Annotated in this window: 11 protein-coding genes; all 11 read right to left on the bottom strand. The window is 40.7% G+C overall.

The genetic code is table 11. The annotated features are described in order from the left end of the window. Positions 1–140: 140 nt before the first annotated feature. Positions 141–1,592 carry a sulfatase gene (locus CA2015_RS14605; RefSeq protein ID WP_048642564.1) on the bottom strand — a complete coding sequence of 484 codons (1,452 nt, stop codon included), beginning with the start codon at positions 1,590–1,592 and terminating at the stop codon, positions 141–143. Between the two features lie 72 nt (positions 1,593–1,664). After that, positions 1,665–2,045 carry a PH domain-containing protein gene (locus CA2015_RS14600; protein WP_048642563.1) on the bottom strand — a complete coding sequence of 127 codons (381 nt, stop codon included), beginning with the start codon at positions 2,043–2,045 and terminating at the stop codon, positions 1,665–1,667. Between the two features lie 355 nt (positions 2,046–2,400). Further along, complete coding sequence (locus CA2015_RS14595) at positions 2,401–4,098, bottom strand: sulfatase family protein (protein ID WP_048642562.1); 1,698 nt, start codon at positions 4,096–4,098, stop codon at positions 2,401–2,403. A gap of 561 nt (positions 4,099–4,659) precedes the next feature. Then, positions 4,660–6,021: a hypothetical protein gene (locus CA2015_RS14590; protein ID WP_048642561.1), complete on the bottom strand. Its 1,362-nt coding sequence runs from the start codon at positions 6,019–6,021 to the stop codon at positions 4,660–4,662. 109 nt (positions 6,022–6,130) lie between these two features. Then, the gene (gene ggt / locus CA2015_RS14585; RefSeq protein ID WP_048642560.1) at positions 6,131–7,930 is read right to left on the bottom strand and encodes a gamma-glutamyltransferase; all 1,800 of its coding nucleotides are present in this window, start codon (positions 7,928–7,930) and stop codon (positions 6,131–6,133) included. A gap of 93 nt (positions 7,931–8,023) precedes the next feature. After that, positions 8,024–9,178, bottom strand: a complete 1,155-nt coding sequence (locus CA2015_RS14580) for a bile acid:sodium symporter family protein (protein WP_048642559.1) — start codon at positions 9,176–9,178, stop codon at positions 8,024–8,026. 47 nt (positions 9,179–9,225) lie between these two features. Further along, complete coding sequence (locus CA2015_RS14575) at positions 9,226–9,777, bottom strand: RidA family protein (protein WP_048642558.1); 552 nt, start codon at positions 9,775–9,777, stop codon at positions 9,226–9,228. Positions 9,778–10,032: 255 nt separating this feature from the next. Continuing rightward, complete coding sequence (locus CA2015_RS14565) at positions 10,033–11,877, bottom strand: CocE/NonD family hydrolase (protein ID WP_048642556.1); 1,845 nt, start codon at positions 11,875–11,877, stop codon at positions 10,033–10,035. Between the two features lie 103 nt (positions 11,878–11,980). Further along, entirely contained in the window at positions 11,981–13,558 is a 1,578-nt protein-coding gene (locus CA2015_RS14560; protein ID WP_048644540.1) for a SusD/RagB family nutrient-binding outer membrane lipoprotein, read from the bottom strand. A 50-nt stretch (positions 13,559–13,608) separates the two neighbouring features. Further along, positions 13,609–17,043 (bottom strand): SusC/RagA family TonB-linked outer membrane protein, encoded by a 3,435-nt coding sequence (locus CA2015_RS14555; protein ID WP_048642555.1) that lies wholly within the window; start codon positions 17,041–17,043, stop codon positions 13,609–13,611. Positions 17,044–17,268: 225 nt separating this feature from the next. Next, positions 17,269–18,303, bottom strand: coding sequence for a FecR family protein (locus CA2015_RS14550; protein WP_048642554.1), 1,035 nt, complete (start codon positions 18,301–18,303; stop codon positions 17,269–17,271). Between the last annotated feature and the right edge of the window lie 6 nt (positions 18,304–18,309).

Raw genomic sequence — 18,309 nt, 5'->3', positions numbered from 1 at the left:
ATTTTGTCAGCATTGTTGCGGAAAAAAGGCAACAATACCGCCAAAATCATATCGTTTCTATTGTTTTACCAAGGGCTTTCACCCTTGGCTGTTGTATTTCGCCCTTTCAGGGCTGGTGAAAAGAAGGCAACTAATCCCTCTTACCTGAAAGGATTGGTGCCCCATTCGTATCTTTTCTCTGGATCAAAATCAGGATTGGGAACTGGGTTTTGGGCATTGGTCGCTACTTGCCATTTCTTTAAGGCTTGCTTCATTTCGGCCAACTTATCAGGGTAACTGAATTTCAGGTCTGTCATTTCATTGGTATCATACTTCAGGTTGTACAGGTCAAATTCCCCGGTGACCAGGTTTTCAATTATTTTCCAATCTCCTTTTCTCAATGCCGACATGGGCACCTCATGGTGGTAAACCGGGTAATGGGTGAACACTTCCCTTTCCGGGTCAAAGGAGTTTTCTGTTAAAGACGAAACCAATGAGACCCCATCCAAAACCTGGTTTTGTGGGCGTTTTCCTTTACCCAAATCTAAAAAGGTAGGGTAAAAGTCAACACTGGAAACAATGGCCTCAGTAGTAGTGGCTGCTTTCACCTTCTCAGGCCAGCGAACAATCAAAGGCACCCGAATCCCTCCTTCATATAGCGTTCCTTTTCCTGCCCGAAAGGGGGTGTTGGAGGTGGCGATATAACGCAGGGGATGACCTTCTGGGTAGACATCCTTGCTATCTCCCCCCAATAAAGGGATGTTGTCATACCGGTTGTCCACTCCCCCATTGTCTGAATAGAAGATAAATACTGTATTCTCCGCCAAGCCCCTTTCCTCAATGGCGGCCATGATATCCCCAACACTTTCATCTATATGGGAAATCATAGCGGCATACACCGCATTGCTGGGATAGTCGGGATCTTTGGGTTTGTTAAGGTATTTATTGATAAGGTCTCTGTCTGCATCCAATTGTACATGCACATCGTAATGAGAGACAAACAGGAAAAATGGCTCGGCTTTGTTTTCCTCAATAAAGTCAACTCCCATACGGGTAAGGGTTTGGCTCAGTCGTTCATTTTCTCTGGGTTGGTATTCGGGAACAAACTTTGGGTGGTAAAAACCCCCACCCGCATACATATACGCCTCATCATAACCCCTGTTATTGGGCAGGTGCTCGGGGTTGTTTCCCAGGTGCCATTTCCCAAAATAACCGGTTTTGTATCCTGCAGTCTGCATGGCGTTTCCGATGGTTGCTATCTTATTGGGTAGGTGTTGCACCTGATGGTGGGGAACTGTTACTTCTTCATTGGGGCGCCAATGGCCGGGGATAAAGTCGAAAATGCCTACTCTAGCCGGGTACTGACCTGCTTGTATGCTGGCTCGGGTAGGCGAACAAACGGGAGCTGCATAGGCATTATAAAACAACATTCCCTGGCTGGCCAATTTGTCTATATTGGGCGTTTCATTGAATTGGTTACCATATGCAGGCAAGTCCCTTCCCCCAAGATCATCCGCCATAATCAATACAATATTGGGTCGGTCCTGGGCCGAAAGAGAAAAGGAAAAAATCAGTAGGCACAGGAACAGAACGGGTTTTAAAAGATTATTCATGGGTTTATGGGTCGGTAATTAGAAAAGGGAGCTATAAATAAAGATAAGGATTGAATAATGATAGCCATTGTATTAGCCCAATACAAAGCTTGCCAACAGTTTTTGGACTTCATATACATCCACGGACTTATTGAATTTCTTACTGACGGCAGGTTGGTGGTCGCTGGATATCCAGATCTTAAGCTCTGCATCCAAATCAAAGGTGCCTGCTGTCTCTATGCTAAACCTTGAAATGCTCTTATAGGGCAAGGAAAGGTACTCTGATTTTCTTCCGGTAATACCTTGTTTGTCTACCAGGATCAGTCTTTTGCTGGTAAATATAAAAGTGTCCCGAATCAGTTTAAAGCCGGTTTCAATTTGTTCCTCGGCGATTAAAATTTTACCGAAATCTTTCAGTAGGGTTTCTTTGTCTACTACTCCGGCATTGCCTAATAATGAATTAAATAATCCCATACAATTGGTTAATTGAGTGTTTGGTTTGCTTGTATTTAGCGGATTAAATTTACTAAATATTGTGGAGAATAAGGTTTTATCGAAAGAAATATCTAAGAATGGTTTGCTATAAAGTTGGAGTATTAGCTGAGCTAATTACCTCTCTGAATGTCTGCTACAAATTTGCTCCATTTTCTTGGCCCTATCTCAACTTGATTTTTACAAGGATTCTGAAAAAATCTTCCTTTGTCCTCATTATTTAAAGGGGATGCAGGGGGATTTTAACGGGATGGGACAACGTCTTCAAATAAAAAACCCCTCCGCGGTGGCGGAGGGATAAAAGCATTGTAAATGGAAACCAGTTGGTTCCTAGTATTTATTCATTTGAAAGCTCTCTACCGTCAAATATTTTATCCAATAATTCGGTGTTTTTTCCTCCTGCATAGGAATCGTTTTTCTGAAGGAAATCCAAATACTCCTCTAGGTATTTTTGAGAGATCTCTGAGTTGTCACCATATTTTTCTCTCAAGCCCTCCAATTTTTCATGCAGTTCTGCTTGAATTTCTACATAGGCAGGATCATCATAGACATTTTTCAGTTCCATTGGATCATTGATTCTATCGATCAACTCCCATTCATCTGCATCAAAATAGTAATGTACCAGTTTGTATTCTTTGGTGACAATGGCATAGTGACGCTTCACCATATGAACAGAAGGGTATTCGTAATAGTGATAATACACTGCATCTCGTATCCATTCACCTTCTCCTGTCAATAATGGTAAGAGACTTTCACCCTGCATATCTTTGGGAGCTTCTATCCCTGCTGCAGCCAGAAAGGTCTGGGCGAAATCCAGATTTTGAACCATTTCATTGGTTGTAGAACCTGGAGCTACTTTTCCGGGCCAAGCTACCAACAATGGTGTTTTAAAAGATTCGTCATATACAAAGCGTTTATCAAACCAGCCATGCTCTCCAAGGTAAAAACCCTGATCAGAAGTATAAACGATAATGGTGTTTTCCATCAAGCCATTGGCTTCCAAATAATCCAATACACGGCCTACATTTTCATCCACAGCTTTGATGGTACCCAAATAATCCTGCATGTAACGCTGGTACCTCCACTTCATCTTGTCGGTATCCGTCATGTTCGGATAGGCCTTTTTAAAATCTTCGATCATCGGATTGTAAGAAGCATCCCAAACAGCGCGCTGCTCCGGATTCATGCGTCCTACTTCTCCATCAAAGGCCGCCTTGTCCCAGCTGGAATTGGGTGCTATGCCCAATTCATCCATCACTGCTGGCGGAATTTTGGAATCTCCTGCCCAGTGCATGTCCGTTAGTAAATTCATTTCAGCCTCATGGGCCGCACGACCTCTACCTGAATAATCATCAAACAAGGTTGGAGGCTCCGGGAAAGACCTTTTGGTAAACTCTTCTACATGTCTGCCTGCAGGAAGCCATTCTCTGTGAGGCGCTTTGTGCAGGTAGAAAAGTAGGAAAGGATCATCTTTTTTCCGTTCATTCTCCAACCAGTTTAAAGTCATGTCAGTAATGATATCTGTAACATAGCCTTCAACTCGAATATTACCTTCATTTCTAGTGATAAAATTCGGATTGTAATATTTTCCCTGCCCGGGTAGGATTTTGAACTGATCAAAACCTTTTGGGCTATTTCCAAAATGCAACTTGCCAAACATGGCTGTCTGGTAACCTGCCTCCTGAAAAATCTGCGGAAAAGTCACATTGGTGGTATCAAAAGGAAAATGGTTGTCTACCTTTCCATTGATATGGCTGTGCTTTCCTGTTAAAATCGTGGCTCTGGAAGGTGCACAAATGGAGTTTGTCACCGTAGCATTGGTGAAAAGCATACCCATTTTCGCAATTCTATCGATATTAGGCGTTTCGATCAGCGTATTGTCATAAGCAGAAATGGCCTGATAGGCATGATCATCTGACATGATAAACACTATGTTTGGCCGATCAGAAGTCTCTTGCTCATCAGAGTTTTGACCACAGCCTGTAAGGCCGAGAAACAAAAGCAAGCCTGCTATTATAGACGTATATTTTTCCATTAAGTATATGATTTATTGTTATAAGCAGGAAAATTAGGGCTTTGGCTTAATAATTAAAAATGTTTTCTCAAATTAACCCTGATTATGTCATTTTGAGTAGTCCATTTTATTGATTTCCGAAAGGCTGAGACAATTAGTAGGTAGACCGCATCTTTTAAATCCAAACGTTACAAAATCCCCCTTAAAAAGGGGGAGAAGGGGGATTATTACGGGAAAGTCCTCCTATCTCAAGTTGATGTTTTAGAATGTTTGCGTCAAAAATCCCCCTTGGCCCCCCTTTAAGAGAAAGGGGGAGTTCGTAATTGCAGGATTAACGAGTTCGAACCTGATTTTGCATTTGGTTGGCTTATTTCAATCTTACCGAATCAGTATTAAATTCCCAAATTAGCAATTCCGCCTTTAATGGGGGATTTTGATTTATTCGGATCAGCAGGTGTTCAGATTAATTCTAGCAATCAATTACTGAACGAATAAAATTAAAAAGCGTCATCTACAAGGGAATAAAACCCTTCGTAGATGACGCTTGCATTCTTTTGGAAAAGCCTTTCGGGCCCTCCATTTTTATTTTTTAAACCTTTCAGGAATAATAAACTCATAGCCTTTAGGAGGCCATGGGCCTACGCTCTGTCCTTCAGGACGTGGGGCTGTTGGTCTGATAGGCTCAAAACCGGCTGCGGAATATTTAATATTCAAGAATGGTGTTTCTATTTTTTTTCCATCTACAAGAGACCGGATACCCATGTCTGAAATACCACTGGTAAGCAAGGTCCGCTCCACTGGGGCTGTTGGCTTGCCTGTGACAATAAACTTCTGGATATTGAGTGTCAGGTAACTGAAATGAGAATAACTCATGCTATGGTCCAGCACAAATTCAGTAGCTACCTGGCCTTGGGAAGTGTTGGCTGCATAAGCCCAACCCTGATTAACATATCCTGTGAGCATTACAATCGCTCCTTTGGTGCCATCTGTATATTCTACAAGAATGGCATTTGGATCTTTTACCAAATCCCGCATATTCCCTTCTTTTCTACCTTGAATTTTACTGCAAGCAGCTTCCACCAATTCCAGATTGATGCGACCATCATCCATGGCTTTCCACACATCGGCTCCGCTAAGCCCTAGTACACTAGAAACACCAGTTTCCCCTCCTTCTCTTCTTTCCACCATGCATTGTAGAATCTCTGCTACATGGAAACCATAAGCATCCAGAGAAGCATAACCAATCCCGACTGCTTCAGAGATTTTCACTCCTAGCGGATGTTCCAGTGGTTTATCCCTCCAGCAAAAAGGCAAAGAAGATCCTGCCATCATTGGCACATTCAATTCCTTAGACCTGTCATAAACCCATTTGCTATCCAACCAACTGTAAGACAAATGCTTGTCATTGAACAAAGGAACTGATTTGTTAGAGGCATCAAATACCCTAAAAATCTGCTCCAGGTAATTCATTCTCGGGTACATTTTTATACCATAGCGACTTTTGTCATAATCACCATGCTCTCCCACATATATCACGGCATCAACAGCCAACTTGTCTCCCCCAAGGGTCAATGCACCTGCAATGGTATCGTACATTTTTGCACCATTCATACCGGCAATCTGTACCCCTGTATCATTGTCTCCAATCTGGTCAATCCAAACCGATACAATCTTTACTTGAGGAGCTACCATGCCATCATCCGTAGGTATCCCTACAAAAAGCTTGGTGGCAATTACATCAGCATGGGCACTGTTTCTGTAGATATTAGCAATCAAGGCAACTGTTTTTTGCTCAGAAGCAGGCTTATCACTGTTTAACTCAATGACTTTAGCCATGGCTTTTGCTTCAGATTCCCAGAACAAGCCTGATAAATTGATAGCAGTGGCCGCCAAAGCTGATTTCTTTATAAAATTCCTTCGTGGGTTTTCTTTTTCGTTGTTCATGTTTATAGCCAATAGCGGTTAATTTTTTAAGGTTACTTATCGTTTATGCATTTGGCATCAATACCCAAAAGTGTTGTCTCCTGGAGATTAACCAATTATAGCCAGTTTTTTACCAGCCTACTGCATAACCATTTCTTCTTGGGTCAGCACCTCCCATAATCCATCCGGTTTTTCTGTCTATGGAAACGCCTTGCGCACCGCCCACCGTCATGGACCAATCTCCTAAACTGGTATCCAAAAGGTAGCCCATTTGTCTTAAACTTTTGAGGACCTCATTATCTACTCTGGTTTCAATTATAATTTCTTTAGCTGGAACAGATCCCAATTCGTCTTTCCATCGAAACCTAGGCGCACTAATGGCATCCTGTATGTTCATACCAAAATCAACATAATTCATGGCTACCTGCGGTACAGACTGCAAAATCCCAAAACTACCTGGAGAACCTACCACCAATTCAGGTTTGCCATCCTTATGGAATTGCATCATACCTCCTACACACCAACCTACGGCCTTCCATGGCTCTACACTATTGGCCAATCCTGGTGTTTTTTCCATCCAATCTATGGCACTATTGAAAATCAATCCGGTTTTTCCTGCTACATAGCCAGAGCCAAAGCCTCCACCGTGAGTTTGGATGATTACCACCGCATTGCCCCATTGATCCATTGCAGAAAGACTAGTGGTAGCGTACTGGTACTTTGGATCCATCTTGTCTTTCAAATTCCCCAACAACTCAAGTTCAGATTCAGTGAAATCACTTTTTTCTGCTATTTTACGGTTCTTCACCCTTTCAACCACTTTCTTGCGTTGTTCATCAAGATAACTATCAGAAAGCAACCTGTCAACAGGTACATCAACATAATCAGGATCACCTACATACTTGTCAGTATCTATTCTACTCAAGTAAATGGCTTCCATTAAATGGGCAAGGTATTCGGTGCTATTGTGCCCCATGGCTTTCAAGTCAAAGCCTTCCATGATTTTCAAGGTTTGCAACTGCTGAATTCCCATTCCCGGAGGAGGGTTATTGTACACTTTGTATCCCCGATAATCAATTGAGATAGGATCTGTCCATTGTACGCGACCTGGCACCATTGCCAAATCTTCTACCGTAATAAAACCTCCGTCTTTTTTAAATGCTGCGGCAATTTGTTCCGCTATATCTCCCTGATAAAAAACTTCAATACCTTCATCAGCTATTCGTCTCATGGTTTTTGCCAAAGGTTTATTGGTAAAAATATCACCAATTTCATAAGGATTTTCTCCATCCTTAAAAAGTATGGCTACTGATTCCTTGTGAGGTTTTACTCTTTCGACAGTACCTCTCCACATGGCTTGATCAAACTCGGTAATTGGAACACCATTTTCTAAATAATCAATGGTTGGTTCAAATACCTCTTTTAAGGTCATGGTTCCATAATCTTCCAAAGCTCTATTCCATCCGGCAAGATTTCCGGGAATGGCTACAATTCTAGGTCCCACTGTTTCAATGGCACCATGACCTGCACCATCAGCAGCTTTTGCTTCACCCTTTAAAGATTGGGTTTTAAAAGATTTGGGAACCCAACCACCAAACACAAGTGATCTCACCCTGTCCTCTTTGGCCGAGTAAAAGAGCATGTACCCTACACCAGCAGTACCGGACATATAAGGTTCTACGGCATTCAATGAGACTGCCGCTGCAACTATGGCATCAATGGCATTTCCACCATTAGCCAAAACTTTCTGGCCTGCAAGACTTGCCAAAGGATTCGCTGAAGCCACCATTCCTTTTTTACCCATTGCTGCGGGACGAAGGTTTTCTTTCGCTACCTGCGCAAAAGAGTTAAAGCTTAGAATGGTCATTATCAAAATCACAGCAAACAATGCGTTTTTAAAAGCAAGTCGTTTTTTGTAGTTGGTTTTCATACTTTCTTAATTTTAATTTTAATCTCTTTGGACAATTAAGTATCTATTTAATAAAAGCTTAAGACCAAAGTTTTGTTTTATATATTAGGCCAATCAAGACTCCCCTGAAAGCCCTATATTGCCTTTTTCATCCTCTTTAACAACTTCCGAAAGATTGGCATCGAGGGATTCCGGCGGATTTTTACCATTCCAATAAGAGGCTAAAACAGATGAAGTGAAACCCATCAAAGGCCCACAAACAGCAGAAGCTAGCCCTACTGTGGCTATTTTTCCCATCTCTTTGGCTATACCAGATACAAGTCCCGCATTTTGCATACCAGTTGTTATTGAAATTGTTCTGCAATGCTGTTCTTCCAATTTGAAAAGCCGAGCCATCCAATAGGCCGATAAGTAACCTAGGAGGTTAAGTAACAGGACCATCAGCACCAACATCAAGCCCATATTCAAAAGGCTTTCTCTTCCTGCTGCCATAATTATGGCCACAATGAAAGCGATGCCCACCATAGATACGATTGGCATGGAAGCATCCAACCATTTGGCCTTACCATGCAGAAACTTATTGAAAATCAAGCCTGCACCAATTGGGAAAAGCACCATTTTAACGATACTCCACATCATACCCAAAACATCAATAGGAATAAATCCGCCTGCATAAAATTTCATTAATACAGGGATAAACAAGGGAGCCAAAAGGGTGGTTACAGATACTATGGTGATGCAAAGGGCTACATTTGCCTTGGCCAAATAAGCAAAAACTGGGGAAGCCACGGATACAGGTGCACATCCCAATAAAATAAGGCCGGCAGAAATTTCAGGGGAAAAACCACTTGCTGAAGCTAAGGAGAAAGCGATCAAAGGCATTAATAAAAACTGTGCTGCCACACCTACAATTACCGATTTCGGGGATTTCCCTAGGGCAATAAAATCCTTTATCCCCATGGAGGTTCCCATCCCAAACATGATCACTTGAATCAATGGCGTTATTAAACCTGCCAATTCATACCCTCTGAATTCTAGAAAATTATTCGGGAAATTTAATGCTGTAGCAACTACCGTCAGTATTATTAAAGTAAAGGAAAGTCCTTTGGTTGCTTGAAATGCCCTAACCCCAATAGCTGTCATTAAAAAAAACGCCATCAGAATCGGACCTAAGTAGCTTGTATTCTGAGTAAACAGCAACACCAACACTGCAATAAAAAGCAAAATGGCGCATGCTATTATTATTTTATAAATCCCATGTATTTTCAAAGCAGATGGTATTATAAATGTTAGGTGATTTATTTAATATTTTTGTTTTATTCTTCTTTCAGCTCTACTATCATTTCAATTTCTACAGGGATGCCAAAAGGTAAAGACCCCATACCTACAGCAGAACGCGCATGTTTACCACTCTCACCGAATACTTCAACCATAAAATCAGAGAATCCATGCATAACTATTGGCTGCTGCTCAAAAGTAGGTACACAATTGACCATTCCAAGCACTTTTACGATTCTTTTTACTCTATTAAGTGATCCTATGGTATGTTTAAGTGAGCTCAATAGTGAAATCCCTGTCAATCTTGCAGCTTCTGCTCCTTGTTCAACAGTAAGCTCTGAACCAACTTTACCTTTCATGTATTCACCATTTTCTTGCATAGGGCCATGGCCTGAAAGGAATACCAGGTTACCAACCTGAACGGCCAATACAAAATTAGCTGTAGGCTCGCCAGGAACTTTTAGGGTTATTCCCATTTCCTTTAATTTTGCTTCGGGATCGTTACCTGAATTTTGTGCAAAAGTGGATTCTAACTGACCAACCAAAAGAAAAATTGTCAGTAATAGTATTTGATGAATTTTAATAGTCATAACAGGAGTAAATTTAAAACATGTGGGTAATAAAACACCTTCAAATATGCAAATCTAATTTGATTTTGGGCACTTATCCCTAAATTTGATTGGGCATTTTTGATGAATGGTGCAAATCTCACATAAACCAAGGCATTTGCAAGCCATTGATCATACCATTCTATCTTAGTAAAATAATCCATTCCCCGAATTGACTTCAGAGAATGGATTAGAGAATTAGTGGTTATTAGTGAGTGGTTTTTCTATATACAATCTTTAGAAACCAGGAACAATTGGCAACAGTATATGACTGGGCTTAGGCCCTCCATGGTGAATTGTTTGTTGCGCAACCCGGGTCTCTGTACTGCTTCCCAATGGTGCCCCAGTATTTGGATTTCGGTCAAATTGAGGAAAATTACTTGAAGTAATGTCCACCCTTATTCTATGACCGGGAAGGAATACATTGGCAGTTCCGGTAAGGGTTATTTCGTATTCGTATACCTTATTGGGCTTCAATAGCTCTATTTTGTCTGTTCCATTTCTGAACTTTGCTCTCAAAATTCCTTCGGATATTGGGTAAGCAGTCCCATCAGGATAAACATCTACCAATTTTATCATCCAATCTGTATCAAGACCGTCCGTAGCTGCAAATAGCTTCATGGAAACCGGCCCAGCTATACTTATAGGTTCTGTTAAAAACTCAGAAGTGTAAACCAATATATCGTTTCGCCTCTCGAGGATTCGTTGGTCCTTTGGTCCTGATTGTGTAGGTGTGCCACAGCAGTTGTTCCCGCCATAAGTAGGTACCGGAACTTGCGGATCATAAGTATAGGTATCAGTAACTGCTTTACTTGGTTTTTCAAAACTCAACTTTCCTCCACCTCTACCAGAATTGGCTGGTGCATCTCCTCCAAGGTACAATTCCTTGTATTGTGTTTCGGGAATAGGCCAGTCGTCTTCATGACGCCATTTGTTTTCCCCCATATAATAGATTTGAACAGGCTTTTCTTTGTCCAATCCATTTTGAATTCCTTTCAGGTGGAAGTCATAATACTTCAACTCTTCCTCAAATAGATCTATATAAGCATCATCGGTAAATTTCATGTCACCAAATGAGGAAGAAGGGCCATGTCCCCAAGGCCCTATAAGCAATTTAGTGCCCTTTCTTGCTTCCGGAGTTCCTCCATGGTTTTTCATCCCTACATACCCGTTGATTGTACCCATCACGAAGATATCAAACCAACCTCCCGTATTGTAGGCAGGAACGGTGATCTTACTAAATCGCTCTTCATCACTTACAGACTTCCAATACTCATCGTAAGATTCATGGGCGATCCAATCCCTATAAAAAGGAACAGCTTTCCCCGCACTTACCAAGTCACCATCCTTGAGCGGTAGATGATACAGTATGTTTTCATACTTTAGTTCTTCGGGAGTATACTTGGCCGTGTGCCAATGTTGTGGCAACATGATCTTATTTGGCATTCTCACCACTCCCCAACCATAGTTAAAGCTCAATCTAAAAGCCCCACCCATGGTAATCCAATTGGCATATACATTGGTAGAGGCTACGGATGGAAAAATCGCTACCAAACCAGACGGATCCTGACTGGCTCCAGCCCATTGGTTATGCCCCAAATAGCTACCACCCTGTGTGGCTACTTTACCGTTTGAACATTCCAATTTTGCAGCCCACTCTATGGTATCAAAACCATCGTTGGCCTCATCTCTAAATGGATCCCACAAGCCTTCACTTTCATATCTTCCTCTTACATCCTGAACGATAGCCACATACCCTCTTTGCGCAAATTTTATCATTCGCTCATGATGTACCCCATCTCTTTGTACGCCGTATGGAGTACGGGTCAATATGACAGGATATTTCCCGTCTTTTACCGGTCGATAGATATCGGCATAAAGAATCACCCCATCTCTCATTTTTACCGGCTGATGTCTTTCAATCCTGATCTCGTTCAGTATTGGGTCTGGATCTGGGATATAATCCGCCTTCACCATTCCTATTGAGATTACCAACAGAAAGGCCAATAACCATTGGGATTTCCCGCAAAGTTGCTTTACAAAAAATGGATGTTGACTTATAGTTTGTCTTTTTCTCCTCATATTTAATTTGGTCGACTATTTTTATTGTTACCAAAATACAAGCCTGAGTTCGACCAATAGTACATCGAACTCAGGTTATATTTATTGTTAGAAATAAGTTAATCTATCTTGGGAATTTGGGATCCCACCAAACAGTACTTGTCAATAAATTACCAACACCTTGTCTATTGTAAGCTTCCATAAAATTATCCTCATTAAGATTCAATTCGGAATCTGGAATAATAAGCCTTCTAGGTATGGTACCACCAGTAATATTACCGGGATAATTGGTTGGAATTAGCTCCGGATAACCAGTTCTTCTCCAGTTAGAAAATATCTCATAATTGTCAAGAAGCAATGACACCCATTTTTGGGTACTTATTTGCTCAAGTTTTTCCTCAAACGAACCGCTTTCCATAAATGGATTCTTAGCAATATAAGCTTCAATTTTCTCAGTTGAAATGATACCCTCATCGCCAAATAGCGCCCAATGTCTCATTCCTGCTCTTACTGCATCTTCATAGGCTGCTTTTGCACTACCTGTGTACCAACCTCTGATACTGGCTTCCGCAAGCAATAAGTTGGTCTCGGCATTGGTCATTGTCAACACTGGGCTGGCATAACTCAATACTGTATTTGGATGTGGTTCAGAATAGGTGTGAAAATCGTCAGGCTCACCGAATAAGGCTCCATTTTTCATTCCCCTCTGAATACTTGTAGCTGTGTCGTACACATATCCGTCTCCATCAGGATTGTCTACCCAAACTACGGAAATAACGTTCAACCTAGGGTCTCCTGTTGCTTTTAAATGTTCGATTAAAGTCTCGGCATATTTTCCACCTTGGGTATTACTAACCCCTGCCTGTGGATTCTGGTAATCCTGCACAAGGAGATTGGCAGCTTTAGGATTCCTACTGTGTTCTATTTGACCATCAAGGTAAGTGACTTTAGCAATTTCTTCGTCAGTCATAATCACTCCACCAGCAATTGCTTTTTTGGCCCAGGTTTCTGCCAAATCCGGACGAACCTCCGTCAAACGCATACTTAATCGAAGCATAAGAGAATTGGCAAACTTTTTCCATTTGTCTATGTCTCCGCCATAAAATAAATCAGAAGGACCAAAAGTAGGGAGAGAAGGATTAAATGAACTTCCTGCCTGCTCCAATTCTTTTAGCATGTCTTCATAGATGGCTTCCTGTGTATCATACTTAGGCTGTAATAATCCTTCAGCACTTTTCAATGCTTCAAAATAAGGTACATCTCCATGTAAATCCGTTACCAGATGAAACATATAGACTTTCCATATCCTCGCTGCAGAAAGCATATTGATCGAATTGGGATCATCCTTCACGCCATTGATCACTCGCTCATTGTCAGCAAGAGCGGTATTGTAAACAGCCCAATGACTTCTTGCGGCACTTTCATTGAAATATTTATCACCCGTACCTCTTACTTCAGAGTGGGTGGCAAAATGCTGCATTGCTTGGGCAAAGATAAAATGTTGCCCATCTGCTCCATTGGTGAAGTTAAAGGACACCCCATCGAGCAAGGAATTGGTAAACAGAAATTCCGGTATAACCTCTTCATAAGCATTGGGATTCTTATTCAAGTCGCTCAGACTATCTGTAAAATCATTACAGGAGGTCAAGCCCACCAATGCCATGGCAAGACCTATTATATATATATTTGAATACTTTTTCATAATATCATATTGGTTAAGAAATAAATTGGTGAAATGCAGGATGCTTTTCATTAAAAACCTATCCTTAAATTAAAACCTATCTCTCTAGTCCTGGGAAGCATTACCCCAGAGAAATTCTGAGAGTTGCTATTAGGATCTGATGCTTGCTCAGGATCGAAATGATCAGAGTTTCTATATAGTATGGCAAGGTTCCTTGCAACCAAAGATATTTGTGCTGTTGTCAGGTTAACGAAATTCAGTTTATCAACTGGGATGTTATAGTTTAACACAACACTTCTTAATTTCACAAAACTTCCATCAATCATAAAATTAGTAGCATACTGTCCATCATTGTTATAATATGTGGACATAAAGCTAGAAGGCCAGGTTTTAGAAAATGCATCTCCATTTTCATCCACGCCTTCAACGGTCAGGCCATTGTCTCTTCCTGGAAGGGTTTCCTTAAGAAAACCGAATCTCCACATGTATTGCTTGGCCTGTGAAAAGAACTGATTTCCGAATTTCGCATCAATTAGTGCGTTCAGGGAAAAGTTCTTGTAAGTAAAGGTGTTTTCAAATCCCATAGTATAAGGAGGAACACCTATTCCAAGTGGCATAGTTGGACCCAACATTGCGTATCCACTTAGGCTATTGTAAACTCTGATACCATCTTCATTATACTCATAACTTCTACCAAACCTTGTACTAGAATCTTTACCTAGCAAACTGCTGTTACCTGTTGCCTGACCCGGTGCTAGAGTAAGTACTCTGTTTTTATTGTAAGCAAGATTATAGCTTACATTCCAAGAGAAAACGGAAGTTCTAATTGGGTTACCAGTCAATAGTAACTCTATCCCTTTATTGCTGATTTCACCTACATTCAATAAGGTGGATGTAGCTCCCGAAGAAGGGGCAATGGAAGTAGAAACGATGTCATCCTGGTTGATTTTACTATAAAGCGTGAAGTCAATACCAAACCTATTGTCGAAAAATTGAGCATCAAAGCCTATTTCCGATGTAGTAGAAGTCAAAGGTCTCAATTCAGGGTTTGAAATCGCTGAACTTGAAGTTTGTACCGGCACGCCTAAATGTCCTCCCAAACGGAAGCCATACAATTGGTTAATGGCATAAGCATCCACAGTAGCAGAACCTACCTGAGCCCAAGAACCTCTCAACTTGGCGAAGCTAATCGCATCAGGAAGATCAAAAGCATTGGATAAGATCACACTACCACCAACTGATGGATAAAAGATTTTATTATTACCAGGATTAAGTGTAGAAAATTGATCTTGTCTTCCTGTGATACTCAAGTAATAAGTTTCTTTAAAGTTAAAATCCAGAGAACTGAATACTGAATTGGTACCTGTTCTATAAAAACCTTTGGAAGGTGCCAAAATATTTAAGTTAACAGGGCTAATCCAGTCTGGAATAATGTATTCGGATCCTATAAGGTTAGACACATCCAGTATATCTCTTTCCAAATTACCTCCAACCATAGCTGTTAGATTAATACCGTTTCCGAAAGTGGTATTGTAATTGGCAATCACACGTCCATTGGAACGGGTACGAAGTTCTTCTTGAGAACGGTAAGTTCCCAATGGTCTGAATGCTGTACCAACCGGATAGAAATCCTCTTCTCTCCAGCTACTAAAATCACGCATAAAATCCGCTTTAATAAATAAATTAGGCAATAGATCATACGTCAAACTTCCCTGAGCAATAACCCTGTCTTTCACATCCTGATTACCCATTCTGTCTCTGGCAAAGTATGGGTTAGTAGCTTGATTTACGTGTTGCCATTCTACTTCCTGTCCTGTTTCGGGATTGTATCCTGGAGCAAGATCCGTAACGTCTACTGTATTGGCAAGCAAATACACTCCCCATGCTGAGTTTGTCCCTACATACCCAACACCTGGACGATTGGTGCCTACTTCATAGTTGTATTGCACCTGGGTATCAAAACTCAATTTATCACTCAAAAATGCTTTCAAGTTAACATTGGCAGTTTGTCGATCATAGGTAGACCCATGTACAATGGCACCTGACTGAAGATCTGAAGCTGAAACCCTGTAGAGAACAGATTCATTACCACCTGAAAAGGATACCGTATTGACAATATTTGTACTGTTTCTGTAGAATGCTTTGATATTGTCTTTAACATTCACAGGTGAATAAGGCCGCTCAACTCCGTCAAATTGTACGTAAGGTTGACCATCCATCGGCTCTCCATAAGACAAACGCCCTGTACTGATTGCTTCTCCTTGACTTTGTGGACGTACGCCTAAGCTGCCTTGTCCATATTCATATTGGTATTCTGGGAAAATATTAATGGTTCCAAGGGTGAAATTTGAATTAAGCTCTATGCCTATTCCCTTTTGTTGTCTTGTACCTTTTTTGGTTGTGATAAGGATAACTCCATTCGCCGCCTGACTTCCATACAATGCAGCAGCAGCACCGCCTTTTAGCACACTTATGGATTCGATGTCATCAGGGTTTATACTGGATATTCCATCTCCCAAATCCGTTGTAGCTCCATTGGCCTGATCCTTTACAGTAGAAGGTCTATTAGAGATAGGCATACCATTGATTACATATAGTGGTTGGTTATTGCCATTTAATGAGCCATTCCCCCTAATTACTACACGACTGGAACTGCCTGGCCCACTTGCCATACTCGTTGCATTTACACCAGCGATTTTACCTGTCAATGAATTCGCTAAATTGGTTTCTCTGGATTTGGTAAATTCCTCACCTTTCACTTCAGTCACTGAATAAACCAAAGATTCCTTTTTTCTTTCCAGTCCAAAGGCAGTAACCACTACCTCTCCTAAGGCCTGGGATTCATCTACCATGGTCACATTAATAATACTTCTTCCACCGATCGGAATTTCTTGGGAAGTAAAGCCTATAAAGGAGAAAATCAAGGTTCCATTGCCATTTGGCGCTGTGATGGAGTATTTTCCATCCATATCAGTAACAGAACCAATATTGGTTCCTTTAAGAAGCACATTTACCCCAGGTAATGTTTCTCCATTTTCTGAGGAAACAGTTCCGGAAATGCTCACTTCCTCCACTTTTTCTGTCCTGTTGGTTTCTTTCTTTCCAGAATTATTGGATTTAGCGGCAGGGAGATTAATTGGGGCTGCATCATTGTTAATGGCTCCTTTCTCCTCCTTATCTGTGATCACATAAAATCCATCATCCAATTTATGATAGCTCAAATTGCTCTTAGAGGTCATTTTGGAAAGATGCTCTTCTACAGACTTTGATTTGTCTGATACATTATAAGAGATTTTTGTATGAATCAAATCACTGTTACAAACAATAGAAACCTCATACATTGGTTCCAGTACCTTAATCAAAGTCTTCAAATTATTAATTTCGACCTTTTTCTTGACGTATCCCGTCTGCGGATCATCCCTCAGTGCGAGTTCCTGGGCTTGTACATTCATTATCCCAATCATGAAGATGAGTAATGAAAATTTAATTTTGTTAAGTTTTTTCATATTCGCAATTGTTAGGTTGTTAGTTATAGATGCAGATCACTTTCAATACAACAATTAAGTTAACGCATTGATAATGAACATTTTTGGTTAAATCTTATTTCCTTTCCTTTAGGTATTTAATCAGTAGAGATTAAAACCGATAGAAGGGCATTAGGTAATCTATATAGTGGTTTAATAAATCCAATTCTATTGCGCAATCCTTTTTTCTCTATTCCCTCTTAGGCTTTATTTTATAGTGACCAATTTTCCTTCAATCGAAATTTGATTTCCGAGACTTCTTTCAAGACCTTTAAGCAATAAGGTTATGTCATTGCTGGGTGCAGACCCATACAAGCGTTTTTCCAGTAGGCTTTCATCCTCAACTATTACAGTCAGTCCATATGTAGATTCCAAAATGGATTTGATTTCAAGCAATGAGGTGTCATCAAAGAGCAATCGATTGTTTCTCCAAGATGTATAGACCATCGGGTCCACTTCCTTCTTTGTCAAAATCTGGTCATTGTGCGTATACTCGGCCATTTCGCCAGGCAGCATCTGCAATCGCTCAGCTTTAGCCGAATTTTGCAGGTTGAGCATAACCTTTCCAGATGACAAAACAACTTTCGTTTTACCACTTCGATTCAGGACATTGAATTCAGTACCTACCACTTCTACATTGAAATCAGATGTTGCATGAACAATAAATTTCTGCTGATCACCAAGGTGATTTACTGTAAAATAGCCTTCTCCCTCAAGCCATACCTCCCGAATCTCATCCTTTTCCCAAATCCTGGAATGGGTCAGAGTGGAATTTCCATTTAGCTTTATTTCAGATCCATCTGGAAGTGTAATGTTTTTGGTTTCTCCAAAGGCAGTAGTGTGTGAAACAATATCCTCGTTAAAAGCAAAATAATAAATGCTACTAACCACTAATAAACCAACAAATATGGCTGCCCACCTCATCCAAATTCTTATGGATGCTTGTTCTTTAAACTTATTATTCTTCGTTGATCCTTTCGGAATTGCGTCTTCGTTTTCTTTGTTGATTGAATTCTGAATCCGTTGAAAAATCAAATCCTGTCGAATATTCTCAATACTGGTTTTTTTAAAATCTATGGAAGAGGCTATTGCCTTTGCTTGCTTAACTTGTGCTTTTCTTTCTGGGTTTGTCCCTTGCCATTCTTCCCAGTACCTATTGTTTTCTCCATTGGGATTTTTTATCCAATCAAGGAAAGAAGGGTCTGATAATAAATTATAAATAGAATGAATATCCGATTTCATTTACAG

Source organism: Cyclobacterium amurskyense, from assembly GCF_001050135.1.
Classification (GTDB): Bacteria; Bacteroidota; Bacteroidia; order Cytophagales; family Cyclobacteriaceae; genus Cyclobacterium; species Cyclobacterium amurskyense.
This window is presented reverse-complemented; position numbering and strand designations above follow the sequence as displayed.

Coding starts and splice junctions, on each gene's coding strand:
- CA2015_RS14605 (WP_048642564.1), bottom strand. CDS start 1,592: ATGAATAATCTTTTAAAACCCGTTCTGTTCCTGTGCCTACTGATTTTT.
- CA2015_RS14600 (WP_048642563.1), bottom strand. CDS start 2,045: ATGGGATTATTTAATTCATTATTAGGCAATGCCGGAGTAGTAGACAAA.
- CA2015_RS14595 (WP_048642562.1), bottom strand. CDS start 4,098: ATGGAAAAATATACGTCTATAATAGCAGGCTTGCTTTTGTTTCTCGGC.
- CA2015_RS14590 (WP_048642561.1), bottom strand. CDS start 6,021: ATGAACAACGAAAAAGAAAACCCACGAAGGAATTTTATAAAGAAATCA.
- ggt (WP_048642560.1), bottom strand. CDS start 7,930: ATGAAAACCAACTACAAAAAACGACTTGCTTTTAAAAACGCATTGTTT.
- CA2015_RS14575 (WP_048642558.1), bottom strand. CDS start 9,777: ATGACTATTAAAATTCATCAAATACTATTACTGACAATTTTTCTTTTG.
- CA2015_RS14565 (WP_048642556.1), bottom strand. CDS start 11,877: ATGAGGAGAAAAAGACAAACTATAAGTCAACATCCATTTTTTGTAAAG.
- CA2015_RS14560 (WP_048644540.1), bottom strand. CDS start 13,558: ATGAAAAAGTATTCAAATATATATATAATAGGTCTTGCCATGGCATTG.
- CA2015_RS14555 (WP_048642555.1), bottom strand. CDS start 17,043: ATGAAAAAACTTAACAAAATTAAATTTTCATTACTCATCTTCATGATT.
- CA2015_RS14550 (WP_048642554.1), bottom strand. CDS start 18,303: ATGAAATCGGATATTCATTCTATTTATAATTTATTATCAGACCCTTCT.